General features: G+C 64.2%; 20 protein-coding genes and 1 pseudogene. 11 read left to right on the forward strand and 10 right to left on the reverse strand.

The window, feature by feature from the left end:
- The first annotated feature begins 33 nt into the window (after positions 1–33).
- Entirely contained in the window at positions 34–1,248 is a 1,215-nt protein-coding gene (locus BcanWU425_RS17405; protein ID WP_204511506.1) for an RluA family pseudouridine synthase, read from the forward strand.
- A 96-nt stretch (positions 1,249–1,344) separates the two neighbouring features.
- On the opposite strand, the gene BcanWU425_RS17410 is transcribed toward BcanWU425_RS17405, so the two are convergent.
- Together BcanWU425_RS17410 and BcanWU425_RS17415 are read right to left on the reverse strand one after the other, a co-directional pair.
- Positions 1,345–2,667 carry a collagen-like protein gene (locus BcanWU425_RS17410; RefSeq protein WP_204511505.1) on the reverse strand — a complete coding sequence of 441 codons (1,323 nt, stop codon included), beginning with the start codon at positions 2,665–2,667 and terminating at the stop codon, positions 1,345–1,347.
- 490 nt (positions 2,668–3,157) lie between these two features.
- A pseudogene (locus BcanWU425_RS17415) lies at positions 3,158–3,603 on the reverse strand (hypothetical protein).
- Positions 3,604–3,677: 74 nt separating this feature from the next.
- Here BcanWU425_RS17415 and BcanWU425_RS17420 point away from each other — a divergent pair.
- From BcanWU425_RS17420 to BcanWU425_RS17440, 5 genes are all read left to right on the forward strand, one after another.
- A complete protein-coding gene (locus tag BcanWU425_RS17420) occupies positions 3,678–4,472 on the forward strand; it encodes an ATP12 family chaperone protein (RefSeq protein ID WP_204513951.1) in 795 nt (264 codons plus the stop codon).
- Positions 4,473–4,529: 57 nt separating this feature from the next.
- Positions 4,530–6,128, forward strand: a complete 1,599-nt coding sequence (gene fliK / locus BcanWU425_RS17425) for a flagellar hook-length control protein FliK (protein WP_204511504.1) — start codon at positions 4,530–4,532, stop codon at positions 6,126–6,128.
- Positions 6,125–6,385: an EscU/YscU/HrcU family type III secretion system export apparatus switch protein gene (locus BcanWU425_RS17430; protein WP_085351295.1), complete on the forward strand. Its 261-nt coding sequence runs from the start codon at positions 6,125–6,127 to the stop codon at positions 6,383–6,385. The genes fliK and BcanWU425_RS17430 overlap by 4 nt, the downstream gene beginning before the upstream one ends.
- Positions 6,386–6,454: 69 nt before the next feature.
- On the forward strand, positions 6,455–7,273 hold the full coding sequence (locus BcanWU425_RS17435; RefSeq protein WP_085364670.1) for a penicillin-binding transpeptidase domain-containing protein: 819 nt from the start codon (positions 6,455–6,457) through the stop codon (positions 7,271–7,273).
- Positions 7,274–7,335: 62 nt separating this feature from the next.
- On the forward strand, positions 7,336–7,992 hold the full coding sequence (locus BcanWU425_RS17440) for a carboxymuconolactone decarboxylase family protein (RefSeq protein WP_204511503.1): 657 nt from the start codon (positions 7,336–7,338) through the stop codon (positions 7,990–7,992).
- A gap of 107 nt (positions 7,993–8,099) precedes the next feature.
- Here BcanWU425_RS17440 and BcanWU425_RS17445 read toward each other — a convergent pair whose 3' ends face one another.
- The 3 genes from BcanWU425_RS17445 to BcanWU425_RS17455 all read right to left on the reverse strand — a co-directional run bounded on the left by BcanWU425_RS17445 (position 8,100) and on the right by BcanWU425_RS17455 (position 10,313).
- Positions 8,100–9,095: a dienelactone hydrolase family protein gene (locus tag BcanWU425_RS17445; protein WP_085384237.1), complete on the reverse strand. Its 996-nt coding sequence runs from the start codon at positions 9,093–9,095 to the stop codon at positions 8,100–8,102.
- Positions 9,096–9,174: 79 nt separating this feature from the next.
- Entirely contained in the window at positions 9,175–9,768 is a 594-nt protein-coding gene (locus BcanWU425_RS17450) for a hypothetical protein (RefSeq protein WP_085384257.1), read from the reverse strand.
- A 140-nt stretch (positions 9,769–9,908) separates the two neighbouring features.
- Complete coding sequence (locus tag BcanWU425_RS17455; RefSeq protein WP_085360828.1) at positions 9,909–10,313, reverse strand: DUF4260 domain-containing protein; 405 nt, start codon at positions 10,311–10,313, stop codon at positions 9,909–9,911.
- Positions 10,314–10,462: 149 nt separating this feature from the next.
- Between BcanWU425_RS17455 and BcanWU425_RS17460 the strand changes: the two genes are divergently transcribed.
- Both BcanWU425_RS17460 and BcanWU425_RS17465 read left to right on the forward strand, forming a co-directional pair.
- Positions 10,463–11,995, forward strand: coding sequence for an acyl-CoA carboxylase subunit beta (locus BcanWU425_RS17460; RefSeq protein ID WP_007603066.1), 1,533 nt, complete (start codon positions 10,463–10,465; stop codon positions 11,993–11,995).
- A gap of 120 nt (positions 11,996–12,115) precedes the next feature.
- Positions 12,116–12,463: a hypothetical protein gene (locus tag BcanWU425_RS17465; protein ID WP_085351300.1), complete on the forward strand. Its 348-nt coding sequence runs from the start codon at positions 12,116–12,118 to the stop codon at positions 12,461–12,463.
- A gap of 21 nt (positions 12,464–12,484) precedes the next feature.
- Here the strand turns inward: BcanWU425_RS17465 and BcanWU425_RS17470 are convergent, their stop codons facing one another.
- Together BcanWU425_RS17470 and BcanWU425_RS17475 are read right to left on the reverse strand one after the other, a co-directional pair.
- A complete protein-coding gene (locus tag BcanWU425_RS17470) occupies positions 12,485–12,637 on the reverse strand; it encodes a hypothetical protein (RefSeq protein ID WP_018456483.1) in 153 nt (50 codons plus the stop codon).
- 96 nt (positions 12,638–12,733) lie between these two features.
- Positions 12,734–13,381, reverse strand: coding sequence for a glutathione S-transferase family protein (locus tag BcanWU425_RS17475; RefSeq protein ID WP_204511502.1), 648 nt, complete (start codon positions 13,379–13,381; stop codon positions 12,734–12,736).
- A gap of 129 nt (positions 13,382–13,510) precedes the next feature.
- Here BcanWU425_RS17475 and BcanWU425_RS17480 point away from each other — a divergent pair, with 129 nt between their 5' ends.
- Together BcanWU425_RS17480 and BcanWU425_RS17485 are read left to right on the forward strand one after the other, a co-directional pair.
- Positions 13,511–13,825 (forward strand): hypothetical protein, encoded by a 315-nt coding sequence (locus BcanWU425_RS17480; protein WP_085384239.1) that lies wholly within the window; start codon positions 13,511–13,513, stop codon positions 13,823–13,825.
- Between the two features lie 128 nt (positions 13,826–13,953).
- Complete coding sequence (locus BcanWU425_RS17485) at positions 13,954–14,232, forward strand: twin-arginine translocation signal domain-containing protein (RefSeq protein ID WP_018456486.1); 279 nt, start codon at positions 13,954–13,956, stop codon at positions 14,230–14,232.
- Positions 14,233–14,378: 146 nt separating this feature from the next.
- Here BcanWU425_RS17485 and BcanWU425_RS17490 read toward each other — a convergent pair whose 3' ends face one another.
- From BcanWU425_RS17490 to BcanWU425_RS17500, 3 genes are all read right to left on the reverse strand, one after another.
- On the reverse strand, positions 14,379–14,630 hold the full coding sequence (locus BcanWU425_RS17490; RefSeq protein ID WP_007603074.1) for a GCG_CRPN prefix-to-repeats domain-containing protein: 252 nt from the start codon (positions 14,628–14,630) through the stop codon (positions 14,379–14,381).
- Between the two features lie 203 nt (positions 14,631–14,833).
- The gene (locus BcanWU425_RS17495) at positions 14,834–15,841 is read right to left on the reverse strand and encodes an alpha/beta fold hydrolase (protein ID WP_085384240.1); all 1,008 of its coding nucleotides are present in this window, start codon (positions 15,839–15,841) and stop codon (positions 14,834–14,836) included.
- Positions 15,842–16,038: 197 nt separating this feature from the next.
- The gene (locus tag BcanWU425_RS17500) at positions 16,039–16,737 is read right to left on the reverse strand and encodes a winged helix-turn-helix domain-containing protein (RefSeq protein WP_018456488.1); all 699 of its coding nucleotides are present in this window, start codon (positions 16,735–16,737) and stop codon (positions 16,039–16,041) included.
- Between the two features lie 165 nt (positions 16,738–16,902).
- On the opposite strand from BcanWU425_RS17500, the gene BcanWU425_RS17505 reads away from it, so the two are divergent.
- Entirely contained in the window at positions 16,903–17,211 is a 309-nt protein-coding gene (locus BcanWU425_RS17505) for an NIPSNAP family protein (protein WP_007603076.1), read from the forward strand.
- Positions 17,212–17,213: the final 2 nt, after the last annotated feature.

Genomic DNA, 17,213 nt, shown 5'->3' on the forward strand with positions numbered 1-17,213 from the left:
GACGCGAGGCTGCTTTTGAGCTACGCAGGCACCATGAGCCGCCGCATCAAAAGAACCGATCCAAAGCCCCGTTCGCGCGATGAGCGCAAGGAGGCGCGCCCGTTCAAGGCGCGCAGCGCGAAGCCTGCTGGGCTGCGGCCGGGCGGCAAGCCCGGTGCGAAGCCGCCGCGCTTTGCGAGCGAGCGCGTCGAGCGGCGCGCGCCCAAAGCCGAACCGGAAAAGGCTGCACCGGCAAAGCCCGTCGAGGTATTGCTGCCGACCAAGGTGCAGACCGTCAAGGTGACGGCCGACGAGAACAACATGCGCGTCGATCGCTTCCTTGAAGCGCACTTTCCCGGCCTGTCGTTCTCCCACATCCAGCGCGTCGTTCGCAAAGGCGAGCTGCGCGTCGACGGCAAGCGCGTCGACAGCAAGGACCGCCTGGAGGAGGGCCAGAGCGTCCGCATTCCGCCGCTGAAGCTCGACACGCCGAAGGCACCCAACCCGCAGTCGGAGGCGGCGCAAAAGACGCTTGCCGCGCTGAAGGAGATGACGATCTACGAGGACGACGACGTTCTCGTGCTGAACAAGCCGGCCGGACTTGCCGTGCAGGGCGGCTCGGGCATGACGCGACACATCGACCAGATGCTGGAGGTGATGCGCGATTCCAAGGGCCAGAAGCCGCGCCTCGTGCACCGCATCGACAGGGAGACGTCGGGCTGCCTCCTGGTCGCCAAGACCCGCTTTGCCGCCTCGCATCTGACCGGCGCCTTCCGTTCGCGGTCGGCGCGAAAAACCTATTGGGCGCTCGTGCCGGGGCTGCCGAAGCCGAAGCAGGGCCGCATCTCGACCTTCCTTGCCAAGGAGGAGAGCGAGGACGACACCATCATGCGCATCGCCCAGCATGGCGACGAGGGCGCAAGCCACGCGGTGACATACTATGCGGTGGTCGAAACCGCCGGTAACAAGCTGACTTGGGTGTCGCTGAAGCCGGTGACGGGGCGCACCCACCAGTTGCGCGCCCACATGGAGCATATCGGCCACCCCATCGTCGGCGATCCCAAATATTTCAACATCGAGAACTGGCAACTGCCGGGCGGCCTGCAAAACCGGCTGCACCTATTGGCGCGCCGCATCGTCATCCCGCATCCCCGCGGCGGCTTCATTGATGCCACCGCGCCGCTGCCGCAGCACATGCAGCAGTCATGGAACCTGCTCGGGCTCGATGCGAGCCGGTTTGATCCGATCGAGAACGCGCCGGAAGAGTAATTAAGTGCGGCGCGCAGGTTGGCTGGCTACGTCATTCCTACCGCTTGCGAAACCGGTCAAACGCCATTGCGGGATCCCGACGACGAAATACCGGCGCTACGGTTGCGGCTCCGAAATTCGTACCAGGTAGCCCAAGAACAGGAAAAGCAGCCCGTCTCGCGCCAAATCGCCATGAGCAAAGCTTAGCATTGCCACGAAAAGGAAGCCCATAAAGGCAAATCTGGCCTCGGCTCGTTCCAAGCGGGCGGTCATGGCAAGCGCTCCAAGCGCTATAAATCCAAGCAGCACGCCAGCCACCCATCCGAACTCAATGACAACCTGGGCTAGGCTGAGGTGGGTTTCCATGCCCAGGCATGTCATCTGGGTGAAGCTCGAAAGGCCGTGACCAAAGATCCCCGCACGAGGTATGGCGCTGGCCACGTCGCTGATGAGCTTCTTTCGTGTCAGGACAGAATTATATTGTTTTAGGTCGCCGCACGGCGCTGGGCCCGCCTCAGCCTGAGGAACGACCTCAGCCTGAGGACTGACCTCGCCCCGAGGACCGACGTCGCCCCGAGGACCGAGCTCGCCCGGAGCGCCCACCTGAGCAGGAGGGCCCACCTGAGCGGGAGAGCCCACCTTAGCAGGAGGAGAAGCCGATATGGCGACGGCGAGACGTTCGGCGGTAGCGACGCGAGTGTAATACCCGGCGGCCCAGGAGGTCGAAACCACCAAGATGGCGACGAGTGCCTTAGTTCGGGTGCGACGAGAGATAGCAGCTTCGCAGGCTAACGTGCACAGCAGCGCCACAAACGAAAAGCGCAGGAGTGACGCCGCCAAGATGGCAAATACCACGCCGGCAGATATGTAGCCGACAACCAACCATAAGCGATTGAGGTGTGAGGCGACGAGACCAGCCAGCAGAAGAGCAAAGCAAACGGAAATCTGGGCCGGAGCGGCATCAAAAGTGCCGAAGACCAATGGTTTCCCGTGAAGATCGCTCCATTGATCTCGGAGCGCCACGACGATGCATACCAGGCCAAGGAACCCGACCAGACCGAGCACCGCGAAAAATGGTCGCCCGGTCGTTCCAGACAACCGAGCTGCGGGATAAGCCGCCAAGGTGAGGATAAATAGGATTTCCTCCTTCAGAGGCCCTGGGCCGTTGACGACGGTAGAAATGCCAAGCCAAAGCACGAACAGGAGGAAGACGGAATCCCAGATCGTATTCCGGAAGTGGCCCACGGCGACAAGACCGACCAGCGGGCAAATTAGCACTGCGGCGCTTGACCACGATCCGAGCCCGATCCCATGCAAGAGGATCATGATGGCGCCGGAACACACCAAAATGCCCAACAGAACGGACGTGACGGGCTGTTTATTTCCCGACCATTCCTCTACCGGCTGCAATAGCCATTTGCTCGATGTCTCCTGGTCCATCCTCTAGCAAATCATCCAAAGCTGACTCGTTCTTGCCCATGATAGGTGGGAGCTACCAAAACTAGCCTGATCTGACGTCGGCTGTGGCGGCCATCGGCGAAGCTCACCGGTATTGATTGTCCACCAGCTCTTTTCCAAACCTTTAGTGGCTCTCGCGCGCAACGTCTATTGCCTTGGCCAGATCGACGGCCTTGGTCCCGTGACTTTCGCCATTCCTGCAGACGGAACGGAAGGCGCTGGGCCCGGGCTTTCGGCGGAGGAAATCTCTGTCCTGTGTGTAACCTGCCGGGACATGCTGACGCAACCTGCCGCACCTCAAAGACGCTCCATCGAAGCAACTGAGCAATGCTCTCCGCCTTGAGTGACAAAGCACCTTACGATAAGTCCGTCCTCTATCGCTCAGGCTCTATAAGTCCCACTGCAATAGTCGCATGTAGTCATTGCTTCCTTCTGCAAGACATGGCTGGCGACGAACGCCAGATCGGCTAGGTTACGTCAGTCGAAACTGCTCGAGAAACATCCGCAAGCTGTCGTGCGTGCTCTCGACATCCGTGATCAGCCAGCCCTCCGGGCCGTTCACCAGGATGAAGTTCAGCCGGAGCGGCCGGCCGCGATTGTCGAAACTCGCCGCGACATAGGTCTTGTCGTATTGCCTGCGAACGACCGCGATCGCGACGGGGCCGAGCTTCCAGCTCGGGCTCTGCACCAGGAAATCGTAGGGCTCGACCCGCGGCACCACACCTTGCGCAACGAGGGGTCGAAGAATTGCCGGGCGGTCGCGCCATCCTGCGGCAGGCCTTTTGAGAGCTCCGGCGCGCCCTGGCCGTAATGAGCGTAGACGTTGCGGACCACCGATTCCGGAGTCCGAAAGCCGGCCTGCGCCGCGGCCGGCCAAAACCCGGCAAGGAGAGCCGCAATGCCCGCAAGTTCCCTCATACCTGCCGCTCGCTTTATCGGTCGTCGCTCTTACCTTACAAGGCTAGCATTGAGTGATCAGGGCCGAAAACCAGATGCGCGAATTGTTCGATGAAGCTGCGGGGCGATCCCCGCTTGATCCGCAGGAGTTGGTCCGCCAGGCCTCGCGCGTGCCGCTGCGCAAGCGCTTCTACAAGGAGGTGGGGGTCGCTGAGGCTGAGGGCGGCTTTGCCATCACGCTTGACGGCAAGGCGATCCGCACGCCGTCCGGCCGCCAGGTGATCATCCCTGCGCGCGTGCTAGCCGACGCAGTGGCTGCCGAGTGGGCGGATCAGAAAGAGACGATCAATCCCATGACGATGCCGCTGACGCGGATCGCCAATAGCGTGGTCGAGGGCGTCGTCGACTGCGTCGATCTCGTCAGCGACGACCTCGCAAAGTATCTCCAGTCCGATCTGCTGTTCTATCGCGCCGGCCATCCCGAGGGGCTCGTCGCCCGCGAGGCCGCGCATTGGGACCCAGTGTTGTTCTGGGCCGCTGAGACGCTGGGAGCGCATTTCATCCTGTCCGAAGGCGTCATGCCTGTAACGCAGCCGGAGGCGGCCGTCCAGGCCGCGCGTGCGGCGCTGCCGGGGGATGCCTGGTCGGTCGCCGCCCTCCACGTGATCACCACCCTGACCGGCTCGGCCCTGCTGGCGCTGGCGCTGGCCCATGGCGTGCGCGATGCCGGCCAGGTCTGGGCGGCGGCTTATGTCGATGAGGACTGGAATGCCGAGAAATGGGGAGTCGACGAGGAAGCCGCCGGCCGCCGCGCCGCCCGCCTCAAGGACTTTCATGCCGCCGTGACCGTTTTGGCCGCTGTGAACGCGCCCGCGGCCAAAGGTCCTTAACGAGAGGTTTACGAGGGCGGCCTTAGGGTAGGGCCTACGCTCCCCAGGCCCCTCGCCATGCCGACGCCGATAAGCTCGATCGTTCCCGTCAGTGCCGCCAGCCCTGTTGCTGACGCGGTGACGCCCGATCTTGTGCTGCAGGCCGGCAGCGTCGTCGACGCAAGAGTCGTCAGCGTGCTCGCCGGCAATCTGGTGCGGATCGCGATCGCCAACCTGTCGATGGATGTGATGTCCGAGGTGGCGCTGGCACCAGGCCAAAATCTCCAGCTTGCGGTGTCGCAGAACGGCGGCACCATCCGGCTCGCCGTCATGGGCGGGGCAGGCGAGGCGAGCGCCGATCAGGTCACGCTGACGCCGGCTGCGGCCTCGCTGGTTGACAGCCCGCCGATTGCTCCGTCGGCGAGCGCGGGACGCAACGTGCTGACGCCATCGGAGCAGGTCGCCGTTACCGCAGCTTCGGCCGAGGCGGTCACAAAGCAGGGCAGCCAGGCGCCGCTGTTCGCCAATCTGGCCGCGGTCGTCACCGGCAGCGATCTTCCGGCGGGGCTGAAGCAGGCGATGCTGGGCGTGCTGGCGCAGCAGACGCCGCTCAACACCGGGCTCGATGGCGGCGACATTGAATCCGCATTCCAAAAATCCGGCCTATTCCTCGAAGCCTCGCTCGCCGAGGGCGCGACGTCGTCCTCCGGCACGATGCCAGACCTGAAGGCGGCATTGCTGGTGCTGCGCCAAACGCTGACGACGCTCGAGGCGATTGCGCCACAGGCGCAAGGTGCCGCGCTTCCGGCTGGTACCGTGGCGACACCGCAGCTCACTGCCGCGGAGACGCAGGCCGCATTGCCCGCAACCGAACCCGAGATCGCCCAATCACCGCAAATGCCGCGCAGCGTCAATATCGCAGCCTCTGTGTTGGCGGACATCGCTGGCGGTGCTCCGCAGGCCGCGGTGCCGCGGGCCATGACCGCAGGCCTTGCCGCGAGCCTCCTGCAAGAGATCACGCAAAGCCTGCCGCGAATGACGGGAAACGTGCCGGGCTCGAACAAGGCCGTACCCGAGGGACATATTTTCGAAGCCGCCGCGCGCGCGACGCCACCACCGGTTCGCGGCGCGCTGCCGTCGCCGCAATTCATTGCCTCGCCGTCACTCGTACCGGATACGCCGCTCGCTGCGACCGTGCATCGCCTGCTCGATGACACCGATGCCGCTCTCGCGCGCCAGACGTTGCTCCAGGTTGCTTCGCTCCCCGATCGCACCGACGCCAGCGGTCACAAGATTGATCCGAGCGTGCCGCAGTGGAATTTCGAGATTCCATTCGCAACGCCGCAGGGCACGGCAATGGCGCAGTTCGAGATCTCACGCGACGGCGGCAATGAATCCGCCGATCCCGCCAGGCGCGCCTGGCGCGCGCGCTTCACGCTGAATGTCGAGCCGGCTGGCCCCGTGCACGCTTTGATTACGCTCAACGGTGACAAGACCTTCGTGCGGATGTGGGCGGAGCGGCCGACGACCGCACAGCAGCTTCGCGCCGGAATCGGCGAGCTCAACCAGGCACTGACCAGGGCCGAGCTCAAGCCCGGCGACATCCTGGTCCGCGATGGCACGCCGCCACAGCCCGCACCGGCCCGCGCCGGCCACTTTCTGGATCGCGCTACATGAGCGACCCGTCGAAGCTTGCGATTGCGCTGCATTACGAGAGGGGCAGCAACGCGCCGGTCGTCGTCGCCAAGGGCAAGGGCACGATCGGCGAAAAAATCGTCGAGATCGCCAAGGCCAACGACATCCCGATCGAGGAGAACGAGATCCTGGCCGGTGCGCTCTCCAAGGTCGAACTCGGCGAGGAGATCCCGCCGGACCTCTACAAGGCCGTCGCCGAGGTGCTGGTGTTCGTGCTGCGGCTGTCGGGCAGGCGGTAGCTGTCATCGTTTCACCACGTTAGCGGCTGCATGGTCGCGGCCATCTTCATCGCGTAACGGACATCGCCAGTGCTTACCCGCCGTTCCACTCTCGGCCTTCTCGCCGCAACCGCGATCCTGCCATCGCGTGCATTCGCTCACGTCGCGCCACCGCGAAATGAAATCCGTGACAGCCTCGCAAAGCGCTTCACTGACCTCGGCACGGCGGGGACGTTCGTCGGCTACAAGGTCGAGGACTATCTGGTCGTCGCCAGCGACAAGGAACGTTCGGGCGAGGCGAAGCTGCCGGCTTCGACCTTCAAGATTCCGAACTCGTTGATTGCGCTCGAAACCGGCGTGGTCACTGACCCCGACAAGGACGTATTTCCCTGGGACGGCGTGAAGCGTCCGATCGAGGCCTGGAACAAGGACCACACGCTGCGCAGCGCGATTCTCGTCAGCGCGGTGCCGGTCTATCAGGAGATCGCGCGCCGGATCGGGCAAGAACGCATGCAAAAGTACGTCGATCTGTTCGACTATGGCAATCGCGACATCGGCGGCGGCATCGATCAGTTCTGGCTCACCGGCGCCTTGCGCATCGATCCGGTCGAGCAGGTCGATTTCATCGACCGGCTGCGCCGCCGCGCACTGCCGATCTCGAAACGCAGCCAGGATCTCGTCGCTGACATCCTGCCGGTGACCAAGGTCGGCGATAGCGTCATTCGCGCCAAGTCCGGGCTGCTTGGCGCCGAGCGCGGCGAGCCATCGCTTGGCTGGATGGTGGGCTGGGCCGAGAAGGGCGAAGCGCACACCGTGTTCGCGCTCAACATGGACTGCAAGGAGCCGCGCCTGGTCGGAGAGCGCATGCCGCTGACGCAAGCCTGCCTTGCCGAGATCGGCGCTATCTAGCGATACCGCGCTGGCGCCGCTCGACTAGCATCCCCCGGGTCAAGAAAAACCGGGAGGAGAACATGAACTCAACGCCACTCTGGCTGCCGTCGCTCACGCTTGCCGCCGCAGGCGGCTGGCTCGCCGCCACGATGTTTGCCGGTCCCGCCACCAGCAGGGAGCCGCGCTTTCCTCAGCTCACCATGGACCAGCTCGACGCCAAGCAGAAGCCCCTCGGCGAGCAGATCATGAAGGTCTCGAGCGTCGGCATCGGCGGTCCCTACAATCCGATGATCCGCAGCCCGGTGCTCGGCCAGCGCCTGTTCGACCTATTCCACTATCTGCGCTGGGAGACCTCGGTCCCGACAAAACTCAACGAGTTCGCGATCCTGATCATCGGGCGGCAATGGCGCTCGCAGGTGGAGTGGTACGCCCATGCGCCGCTCGCGGCGAAAGCGGGCCTGTCGCCCGACATCGTCGCGGAGCTGAAGGCCAATAAGCGGCCTGCGAACATGGCCGAGGACGAGGCCGTCGTCTACGACTTCGTCACCGAGCTCACCGCGACGAAGAAGGTCGGCAACGAAACCTTCGCGCGCGCGAAGAAGGTCTTCAACGACCAGCAGATCGTCGACCTCACCGCGGTCGCCGGCAATTACGTGATGGTCGCGATGTTGCTCGCAATGGCCGAAGAGACCGTGCCGCCGGACAAGCAGGAGCCGTTCAAGCCGGGCGAGCCGTAGCCTTCGTCATTGCGAGGAGCGAAGCGACGAAGCAATCCAGACTGCCTCGGCGGAAAGATTCTGGATTGCTTCGCTGCGCTCGCAATGACGGAACATGTCGCGCTGGCCTAACCCAGCTTGAACAGCGCCTGCAAAAACTCCTCAACGGCCTTGCGCGACTCGGCGGCAGTCGTTGGATTGCCGCCGACATGCGGATTGAGCTCGACGCAAGCGTCCTGGTAGGTGAACGGCGCTTTCGTATCGGCGTTCATCAGCACGCCGCCGTCGCCTTCGCGGATCTGGCAGTTGCGCACGGTCTGCGCACCCGTGGACACGGCAACCGTATTGACGCCGAGCAGCCCACTGTCAAAACCATGCGCGCTGTCGGGGTATTCGGTCAGCACCACGTCGCGGCCGGCCGTCTTGAGCCGCTCGATGAAAGCCTTGCAGCTCTTGACGGGATTGTAGTCGTCGGGCGTGCCGTGGAAGATGCGGATCGGGCGCGCGGCGATGTCCGTGTCGTTCTGATAGGTCGTCGAACAGTCGGGGTAGAAGGGAATGTAGGCGGCGAACTGGATGCCGGACTTGTTCCAGAGCTTGTGGAAGCGCTCGAGGCTCGCATAAAGCGTCGCCTGTCCGCCGCGTGAAAAGCCCATCAGCACGATGCGATCCGGATCGACGCGGGGATGCTTTGCAAGGATCTCCAACGAGCGGTAGATGTCGATGACGAGGTTGAGCCGACCGAGCAGGGCCTGGTTCGGCCCCACCACCGTCAGCCCGCGGCCGGTAAAGCCGTCGATCACGAAAGTCGAGATGCCCATGGCGTTGAACGCGTGCACCCAGGCTTCGGTCGTTGCGCCGACGCCGCTCGAGCCGTGCATCAGCACCACGACGGGGAGTTTTCCGCTGCCTTGCGCCACGCGCAGCTCGCCGGCGACCGTCACCGGCTTGCCGGCCGCGGCGTCGCCGCTGAGGAATTGCTGGTCGGAGAGGGTGAGCGAGGGGATCGGGTAGATCTCGGCGCGGGTGGCGACTTCCCGGGGAAGCGATTGTGCGTTGGCGCCCATGCCGACGAACAGCGTTGAAATGCAGAGCGCCATGGCGACGCGGAATGCCGTCGGCATCGGATCCTCCCCCGTGATTTTCAGTGAGTAGAACAACAGGCCCGCGCGCTGTCAAATTGACGCAAGCCGGCGGTTCGCCTCAGGCGGTGTCAGGCTTCTTCACCGTCAGCGCCTGGTCGATCGCAAAACCGCCAATCTCGCTCATCGCCTGCGAGATCACGTCGCCCTTGCGGGCAAAGCCGGCAGAGAGGACATCGAACTGGGTGCGCGCCAGCCGCAGCACCTCGATTGGCACGGAGATGGCGGTCTCGTTGAAGCTGTCGACCGAGGCGTGCAGCGTCTCCAGCTCGCTTGTGAGCTTGCCGATATGGCTCTCGGCGTGCTGCATCAGGCCGAGCAGGCTGCCGCGCTTGGCATCGAATGCCGCGCGCTCGGCCGCCGCGGCCGCGGTGACCTCGGCAAGCTGGCTGCGCAGCGCGTCGATTTGCTTGACCATGGCGTCGGACGCCATCTCACCGGCCTCGCGCAGGTCGCTGTTGCGCGTGTTCTCTTCGTGCTCCCGGTGATAGAGCCGTTCCGCCGACATCGCCCGTTGCGTCAGCGACTCGATCAGCGCGGCCGCGCGCAGCAACATCTCGCCGTTCCGCCCCGACACCATGCTGGCCATGCGCCGCAGGAAGTCGGTGGTTTCGGACGATGGGTTCGGCGGCAGTGGAACGACCGTCGCGGACATGAGATGATGCTTGCAGCCGGAAATGATGACCGCCGCCGTACCGACTGAGCTCACGCAACATTCGGCGCCTGATCGCAAGCCTGGAGCAAGCCTGAATCGCCGCGCCCGGTCAACCGGGCGGGACCAGATTTGCAACTGCGTCACGTATCCTTCTGCCAGCCGATCCGGCCGAGATGGGTGAAGCCGAACCCGGCCGAATATTTCAGGCCGTAGCCCAGTGCCCGATCGATGCCGATATGGGCGAGCCAGATCAAGGCGATGGACAGGGTGAGTGGCGAGGCGAGGCCGAAGCCGAGCGTCAGCAGCGCGACCGGCGCCATGTAGCTGTGGGCGGCGTTGTAGACCATCGCGCCGAGTTTGGCGTCGGCAAGATAGGCGAGGAAGCTCAGATCGGGGACAAGGAAGAGCAGGGCAAAGACTGCCCAAGAGCCGTCCCAGGTCCAGTAGAGCATCACCATCCCCACAAACAGCGTCAGGCCTTCCAGCCGCAGCAGGATGTTGACGCCGCCCGTCGCCGCGCCGGTCTCAGCCGTTCCTTCGGTCATGCTCGTCTCCCAGGCAAAACTTTGTAATTCCTTGCGCTTTCCCGCTGCGGCAAGGCAGCCCTGCGGGGCCGAAAGCCGCTTCCCGGCCCGCAAAATGCCGTGTTAGAACCCCCGGCAATCGCATTTAGGCTAAGAACTGGCGGGAGCAAATGAAGAACATCCTGGACGCCCTTGAAGACCGTCGCGCCGGCGCAAAGCTCGGCGGTGGGGAGAAGCGCATCGAGGCGCAGCACGCCCGCGGCAAGCTGACCGCGCGTGAGCGCATCGAGCTCTTGCTCGACAAGGGATCGTTCGAGGAATTCGACATGTTCGTCGAGCACCGCTCCACCGAATTCGGCATGGAGAAGAACAAGGTGCCCGGCGACGGCGTCGTCACCGGCTGGGGCACCGTCAATGGCCGCAAGACGTTTGTCTTCGCCAAGGATTTCACGGTGTTCGGCGGCTCGCTGTCGGAAACGCACGCGCTGAAAATCACAAAGCTCCAGGACATGGCGATGAAGGCGCGTGCGCCCATCATCGGCCTGTATGACGCTGGCGGCGCCCGCATCCAGGAGGGCGTCGCAGCCCTGGCCGGCTATTCCTACGTGTTCCGCCGCAACGTGCTCGCCTCCGGCGTGATCCCGCAGATCTCCGTCATCATGGGTCCCTGCGCTGGCGGCGACGTCTATTCGCCCGCGATGACCGACTTCATCTTCATGGTGAAGAACACCAGCTACATGTTCGTCACCGGCCCCGACGTGGTGAAGACCGTCACCAACGAGGTCGTCACGGCGGAAGAGCTCGGCGGTGCCTCGGTGCACGCCACGCGCTCCTCGATCGCCGACGGCGCCTTCGAGAACGACGTCGAGACGCTCTTGCAGATGCGGCGCCTGATCGACTTCCTGCCGTCCAACAACACCGACGGCGTGCCGGAATGGCCGAGCTTCGACGACATCGGCCGCGTCGACATGTCGCTCGATACGCTGATCCCCGACAATCCGAACAAGCCCTACGACATGAAGGAGCTGATCCTGAAGGTCGTGGACGAGGGCGACTTCTTCGAGATCGCGGACGCTTTTGCCAAGAACATCGTCACCGGCTTCGGCCGCATCGCCGGCCGCACCGTCGGCTTCGTCGCCAACCAGCCGATGGTGCTCGCCGGCGTGCTCGACTCCGACGCTTCGCGCAAGGCGGCACGCTTCGTTCGTTTTTGCGATGCCTTCAACATCCCGATCGTCACCTTCGTCGACGTGCCGGGCTTCCTGCCGGGCACCGCGCAGGAATATGGCGGCCTGATCAAGCACGGCGCGAAACTGCTGTTCGCCTATTCGCAGTGCACCGTGCCGCTGGTCACCATCATCACCCGCAAGGCCTATGGCGGCGCCTTCGACGTCATGGCTTCCAAGGAGATCGGCGCCGACATGAACTATGCCTGGCCGACCGCCCAGATCGCGGTGATGGGCGCCAAGGGCGCGGTCGAGATCATCTTCCGCGCCGACATCGGCGACCCCGACAAGATCGCCGCGCGTACCAAGGAATACGAAGACCGTTTCCTCTCCCCCTTCATCGCCGCCGAGCGCGGCTACATCGACGACGTCATCATGCCGCACTCGACCCGCAAGCGGATCGCGCGGGCGCTGTCGATGCTGAAGGACAAGAAAGTGGAAACGCCGGCGAAGAAGCACGACAATTTGCCGTTGTGACGCCTCGTAGCCCGGATGAGTGAAGCGACATCCGGGTTCTTCGTCAAGCTTCCCGCATGTCGCTTTGCTCATGCGGGCTACCGATTCTGTTTCTGAGTTGGCATCCTCGATCCAAATCCAATGACCGAAGACGATCCGACCGACGAGATTTCAGACATCGAAGCGCGGATCGAGGCTTTGGCCGAGATCGCCGAACGATGTCGGAAGTACATCCTGGCATCCAAGCTCGCGATCGGTGGCGGTGCTGCGCTGTTGCTGATCACGATCCTCGGCTTGCTCGGAATGGGCCAGACCGCCGCGCTCGGATCGATCGCTCTGGTGCTCGGCGGGATCGTCTCGCTCGGTTCGAACGTCAGCACGCTGCGGCAGACGGAGAGCGCGATCGGGGATGCGGAGGCGCTTCGGTCTCAACTGATCAGCCGCATTGACCTTCGCGTGGTCGCCGATGCGCCGATGAAGCTGGTGTGACGCGGCGCTCGCAGGCCAATGTCACGCCGCAGCCCTGCGCGACAGCACCTGCAGCTCCTCGCGGCATTCGGCTGCGAACGCCTGAAGCTGCTCCGCGGTTTGCCGGTCGAGGATCGCCTTAGCCAGTCTTTCAGCGCGGGCAAGCTGGTCTCTGAGATATGCGATGCGGGCCATGTGTCACCTTCCGCAGGGATGATTTGATGGCCGTGACCCTACGGCCATCGCCGGATTCATTATGTGAGGCACGTCACATCTGACGCGGGCGCCGCGTCAGCGGGTCGCGTCCGCCGCAGCGAAATGCGCCATCTGGTCGGCATGGGCCTTGGCGAAGGCCGGGCGGGCGGTGGCGCGCGCGACGTAGGCGCGGCAGGCGGGACTGTCCGCGAGCCCATCGAACTGATCGACGATGCGCAGCACGTCTGACATCAGGATGTCGGCGACGGAGAACGTGCCTGCCAGCCATTCGCGGTTGGCCAGCACCGCCTCCATGTGCTTGAGGCGGAGTTTTAGGAAGTCGTCGACAAATTTCCACGCGGCCGTATCGCTCGGATGACCCATGAACTTCGACATCGTCCAGGGCAGGCTCGCCATCTCCACCGAATTGAGCGCGGCGAACAGCCATTCCGTGGCTTGGTTGCGGCCGCGCGGATCTGATGGAATCAGCTTCGCGCTGAGGCCGCCGAGATGCAGCAGGATCGCGCCGCTCTCGAAGATCGAGAGATCGCCGTCGGTCAGCCACGGCACCTGCCCGAACGGCTGGTGCGCAAGATGCTCGGCGCCGCGCCCGTCGAACGGCGCGCTCGCGACGCGATAGGGCAATGCGGCCTCTTCGAGCGCCCAGCGCACCCGAAGGTCGCGCACGAAACCGCGCGGGGGCGGGGGAACCCAGTCGAAGGTGGTGAGCGTGAGGTCGGGCATGTGGTGTCTCCGTCTGCTGTTCAGGCATAGGACGGGTGAGAGATGCGCGTTCCGACACCGGTGCCGTCCTTTTTTGTCGTCGCCGACGTCATCGGCTAGTCTCACCCCAAACAACAGGAGGAAAATCCGATGCCGTCAGCCTTCTTCGTCGTCCGCGCCGTCGTCGCCGATGCCGGCAAGCGCGCCGCCTTCGACAGGTGGTACGAGACCGAACATCTGCCCGACGCGATGAAGGCCTTCGGCGTGAGCAAGGCCTGGCGGTTCTGGAGCCTCGACGATCCCTCACTGCATCAGGCGATGTATCAGTTCGCGAGCGAGGCTGCGCTGCACGCCATGCTGAAGGGCGAAGCGCTGACGCAACTGGTGGCCGATTTCAACCGCGATTGGCCCGACGTGACGCGCACGCGCGAGTTGCTGGTGCTGGCGCAGGAGTTTGGCAAGTAGCGCCCGGCGGCGGGCTGTCACCGTCGGAGTCGCAGCGAAGCTGAACGCGCGATTCAGCTTCGGTTCATGTCGTCACCACGACACTCGCCTCTGCATCACTGGCACGACCATCCAAGAGGAAAGAAGTCATGGAGCGCCGGAACTTTTTAAAATTTGCAATCGGTGTCGCGGCCGGAGCTGCCGCGTTCACGACCGCCGCAAAGGCTGCGCCGCTGGCGCCGCAGCCGCTCGGTGACCCCCGCATGCCGCAAGGCAATCCCGACGCTCATCCCGCAGTCACCAGCAGCGAAGAAGCCGCGCAGTTGAAGCCGGAGCAGGTGCACTGGCACGGCCGCCATCGCCATTGGGGTTGGCGCCGCCGTCACTGGGGCTGGCATCGCCGGCGATGGCACCGCCGCCATTGGTAAGCTTCGCGCACCAGGCTTGAACGGGGACCGCGATCGCGGTCCCCGTTCTGATTCGAAACATCCCGGTGCGACGTCAGGCGCTCAAAAAGAAAATGGCCGCGCAGGCTTTCGCCGCGCGGCCATTTCGCAATGCGAAAAAAACGAGATCAGAACGGGCGGCAGCGGCCGGCGTACCAGCGGAAGCCGTAGGGGCACACGCGGGCGCGCGGCACGACCACGACAGGGGCCGGCGCAACCACGATCGGACCCGGGCGGACAACGACCGGACCGCGCATCGGGCGGCAGCCGCCATAGGCGCCGCGGTACCAGCCGGGGCCGCAACCGCCGGCGGCGCTCGCCGCCTCGCTGAAACCAACGACCGCGCTGGCGAGCATCACGGCGGCAAACAGGTATTTCATTTGATCTTCCTTCTCGTCCTTGGGTGTAGGTTTTGGGGGCAGGTAGGAGGGCTTGGCGCTTTTCGGCGCACCATGAATCAAAAGACACGATTCGACACGTTAAAATCGCAACATGCCGACACGACGCCAGCCAAATCTGCCAATCATGACCTGAATGCGGCATGAACATTCCCCGCACGCGGCTCCGGACGACAGCAATGACGCTAGCGGCCGAGAAAGCCCAGGACTAGCTCCCTGTACTTCTCAGGCGCCTCGAGGAAGACGAGATGGCCGGTATCCGGGATCACCTCGGCCCGCGCATTCGGCATCTTCGCCGCGAGTGCCTTCGCCAGCTCGGCGTTCTCTCCCATTTTCGCGCGCAGCGCCTCCGGCGCGTTCGGCCGGCCCGGAGCGTTGTGGTCGTCGGCGCCCATGATGAATAGCGTCGGCTCGGTGATCAGTGCGATCTCGTGCGCCACCGGCTCACGATAGATCATCTGGCCGGAACTGACGAAGGCACGCAGCCAGCGCGGATAATCCGGGCTGCCCTTGATGTTGAAGCGGGCGTCGATGAACGGCGTGATCGCGTCCGGCGGCAGCTTGATCGCATAATTGGTCTGAAGCTGCTTGCGATAGCCATCGGCCGTGAGCTTGTCCTCGGTCTCGATGATCTTCTCGGTCGGCGTCGGCGGTACATAGAGGCGGTAATCTTCCAGCCCGATCGGGGCCGTCAGAACAAGGTGGGCGACGCGGTCGGGAAAGGCGCGGGCGATGCGGACGCCCAGCATGCCGCCGAGCGAATGGGCGACGATCTCGGCCTTGTCGATGTTGAGGTGATCGAGCAGCGCGATGGTGTTGCGCGCCAGATTGTCGAAATGCAATTCGCCGATCGGCTTGGAAGATTTGCCGAAGCCGATCTGGTCCGGCACCACAACGCGGAAGCCGGCCTCGCTCAGCATCTTGATAACAGGCGCCCAGTAGCTCGACGGGAAATTGCGCCCGTGCAGCAGCACGACGGTGCGGCCGTTCGGCTGCGCAGGCGGCACGTCCATATAGGCCATGCTGAGCTGCTCGCTGTCATTGATCAGAGGCAGCAGGTGCACGGGATAGGGATAGGCAAAGCCTTCGAGCGCGATGCCGTAGGGTTCGCGCGGGGCGGTGTCGGCGGCGTGGGATGTAAGAGGAGCGGCGAGAAGAGCCGTGCAAAGCACGGCCGGGAGGAGGCGGATCATTGAAGGCTCTGAGTCATGTTGGCGCTAGGAGACACATTCTCCGTCATGCCCGGGCTTGGCCCGCCTGCGCGGCCGAAGCCGCTTCGGCGAGGCGAAGGCCCGGGCATCCACGTGGTGCCACGCAAACTGCACTAAAGACGTGGATGGCCGGGTCAAGCCCGGCCATGACGACGAGAGACGCTTACACGCGCTTGTGTTCAGTCCTTCGCAGTCCCGAACAACGCGGCAAACTGCTTCTCGCCGGTGCGCGTAAAATTCACCACGCGGCTGCCGGGCGTGGCGTCGCGGGCAGCCCATTTCAGCTCGGCGAAACGCTGCATCATGGCGGCGCCCAGCGTGCCCGCGAGATGGTGACGCCGCTCGCTCCAGTCGAGGCAGGCCTTGCAGACCGGCCGGCGGGGATGGGCGAGCATGTCGGGCGAGATCTGCAAATGCTTCGCCAGGAAGCGCTCGCCCTCGGCCGTCAGCTCGATCTCTTGCTTCTTCTGCCTGACCAGGTTTTGCGCGCGGAGGGTGTCGAGCATCTGCACGCCGAGATCGCCGGCGAGATGGTCGTAGCAGATCCGGGCACGCCGCAGCGCCGGATCCTTCGGCCCGGTGCGCACGCGCATATGGCCGGTCCGCGCGGCGAGGCCCGCAAGCCCCTCCAGCACCCCGGCGACATCGTCGTCGGTGAGGCGGTAGTAGCGGTGGCGGCCCTGCTTCTCCGGCTCGATCAGGCCACCGGCCTCGAGCTTGGAAAGATGCGAGCTCGCGGTCTGCGGCGTGATGCCGGCCTCCTGCGCCAGCTCGCTCGCGGTGAGCGCGCGGCCGTTCATCAGCGCCGTGAGCATGTTGGCGCGTGCGGGATCGCCGACGAGCGAGGCGATCATGGCGATGTCGGGACCTGATTTCATGCTTCGATGGTAGCCGAAGCATTGCGGTCGGGCAAGCGCGTAGGGTGGGGTTGTTCGTCATTGCGAGGCGCGAAGCGACGACGCAATCCAGGCTGCCTCCGCAGAGGGATTCCTGGATTGCTTCGCTGCGCTCGCAATGGCGGTGTGGAACCAGAGGAGCCCATCATGTCCGTCACCGTCTTCATCCGCTACCAGCTCGATCCCTTCAAGCGCGCGCAGTTCGAGGAGTATTCGAAGCGCTGGCTCACCATCATCCCGAAATGCGGCGGCGATCTGATCGGCTATTTCATGCCGCACGAGGGCACCAACAACATCGCGTTTGCGCTGATTACCTTCGAGAGTCTGGCTGCGTATGAGGCCTATCGCGCCCGGCTGCGTCAGGATACGGAAGGCATGGCCAACTTCCACTTCGCCGAGGAGCACAAATTCATCCTCGCGGAAGAGCGCACGTTTCTGCGCCAAGTGGTTTTGTAAGT

Source organism: Bradyrhizobium sp. WU425, assembly GCF_021052305.1.
Taxonomy (GTDB): Bacteria; Pseudomonadota; Alphaproteobacteria; order Rhizobiales; family Xanthobacteraceae; genus Bradyrhizobium; species Bradyrhizobium canariense_D.

What these genes read in the sequence shown, in the direction of transcription:
- BcanWU425_RS17405 (WP_204511506.1), top strand. Translation starts at nt 34, where the DNA reads ATGAGCCGCCGCATCAAAAGAACCGATCCAAAGCCCCGTTCGCGCGAT.
- BcanWU425_RS17410 (WP_204511505.1), bottom strand. Translation starts at nt 2,667, where the DNA reads ATGGACCAGGAGACATCGAGCAAATGGCTATTGCAGCCGGTAGAGGAA.
- BcanWU425_RS17420 (WP_204513951.1), top strand. Translation starts at nt 3,678, where the DNA reads ATGCGCGAATTGTTCGATGAAGCTGCGGGGCGATCCCCGCTTGATCCG.
- fliK (WP_204511504.1), top strand. Translation starts at nt 4,530, where the DNA reads ATGCCGACGCCGATAAGCTCGATCGTTCCCGTCAGTGCCGCCAGCCCT.
- BcanWU425_RS17430 (WP_085351295.1), top strand. Translation starts at nt 6,125, where the DNA reads ATGAGCGACCCGTCGAAGCTTGCGATTGCGCTGCATTACGAGAGGGGC.
- BcanWU425_RS17440 (WP_204511503.1), top strand. Translation starts at nt 7,336, where the DNA reads ATGAACTCAACGCCACTCTGGCTGCCGTCGCTCACGCTTGCCGCCGCA.
- BcanWU425_RS17445 (WP_085384237.1), bottom strand. Translation starts at nt 9,095, where the DNA reads ATGCCGACGGCATTCCGCGTCGCCATGGCGCTCTGCATTTCAACGCTG.
- BcanWU425_RS17450 (WP_085384257.1), bottom strand. Translation starts at nt 9,768, where the DNA reads ATGTCCGCGACGGTCGTTCCACTGCCGCCGAACCCATCGTCCGAAACC.
- BcanWU425_RS17455 (WP_085360828.1), bottom strand. Translation starts at nt 10,313, where the DNA reads ATGACCGAAGGAACGGCTGAGACCGGCGCGGCGACGGGCGGCGTCAAC.
- BcanWU425_RS17460 (WP_007603066.1), top strand. Translation starts at nt 10,463, where the DNA reads ATGAAGAACATCCTGGACGCCCTTGAAGACCGTCGCGCCGGCGCAAAG.
- BcanWU425_RS17465 (WP_085351300.1), top strand. Translation starts at nt 12,116, where the DNA reads ATGACCGAAGACGATCCGACCGACGAGATTTCAGACATCGAAGCGCGG.
- BcanWU425_RS17470 (WP_018456483.1), bottom strand. Translation starts at nt 12,637, where the DNA reads ATGGCCCGCATCGCATATCTCAGAGACCAGCTTGCCCGCGCTGAAAGA.
- BcanWU425_RS17475 (WP_204511502.1), bottom strand. Translation starts at nt 13,381, where the DNA reads ATGCCCGACCTCACGCTCACCACCTTCGACTGGGTTCCCCCGCCCCCG.
- BcanWU425_RS17480 (WP_085384239.1), top strand. Translation starts at nt 13,511, where the DNA reads ATGCCGTCAGCCTTCTTCGTCGTCCGCGCCGTCGTCGCCGATGCCGGC.
- BcanWU425_RS17485 (WP_018456486.1), top strand. Translation starts at nt 13,954, where the DNA reads ATGGAGCGCCGGAACTTTTTAAAATTTGCAATCGGTGTCGCGGCCGGA.
- BcanWU425_RS17490 (WP_007603074.1), bottom strand. Translation starts at nt 14,630, where the DNA reads ATGAAATACCTGTTTGCCGCCGTGATGCTCGCCAGCGCGGTCGTTGGT.
- BcanWU425_RS17495 (WP_085384240.1), bottom strand. Translation starts at nt 15,841, where the DNA reads ATGATCCGCCTCCTCCCGGCCGTGCTTTGCACGGCTCTTCTCGCCGCT.
- BcanWU425_RS17500 (WP_018456488.1), bottom strand. Translation starts at nt 16,737, where the DNA reads ATGAAATCAGGTCCCGACATCGCCATGATCGCCTCGCTCGTCGGCGAT.
- BcanWU425_RS17505 (WP_007603076.1), top strand. Translation starts at nt 16,903, where the DNA reads ATGTCCGTCACCGTCTTCATCCGCTACCAGCTCGATCCCTTCAAGCGC.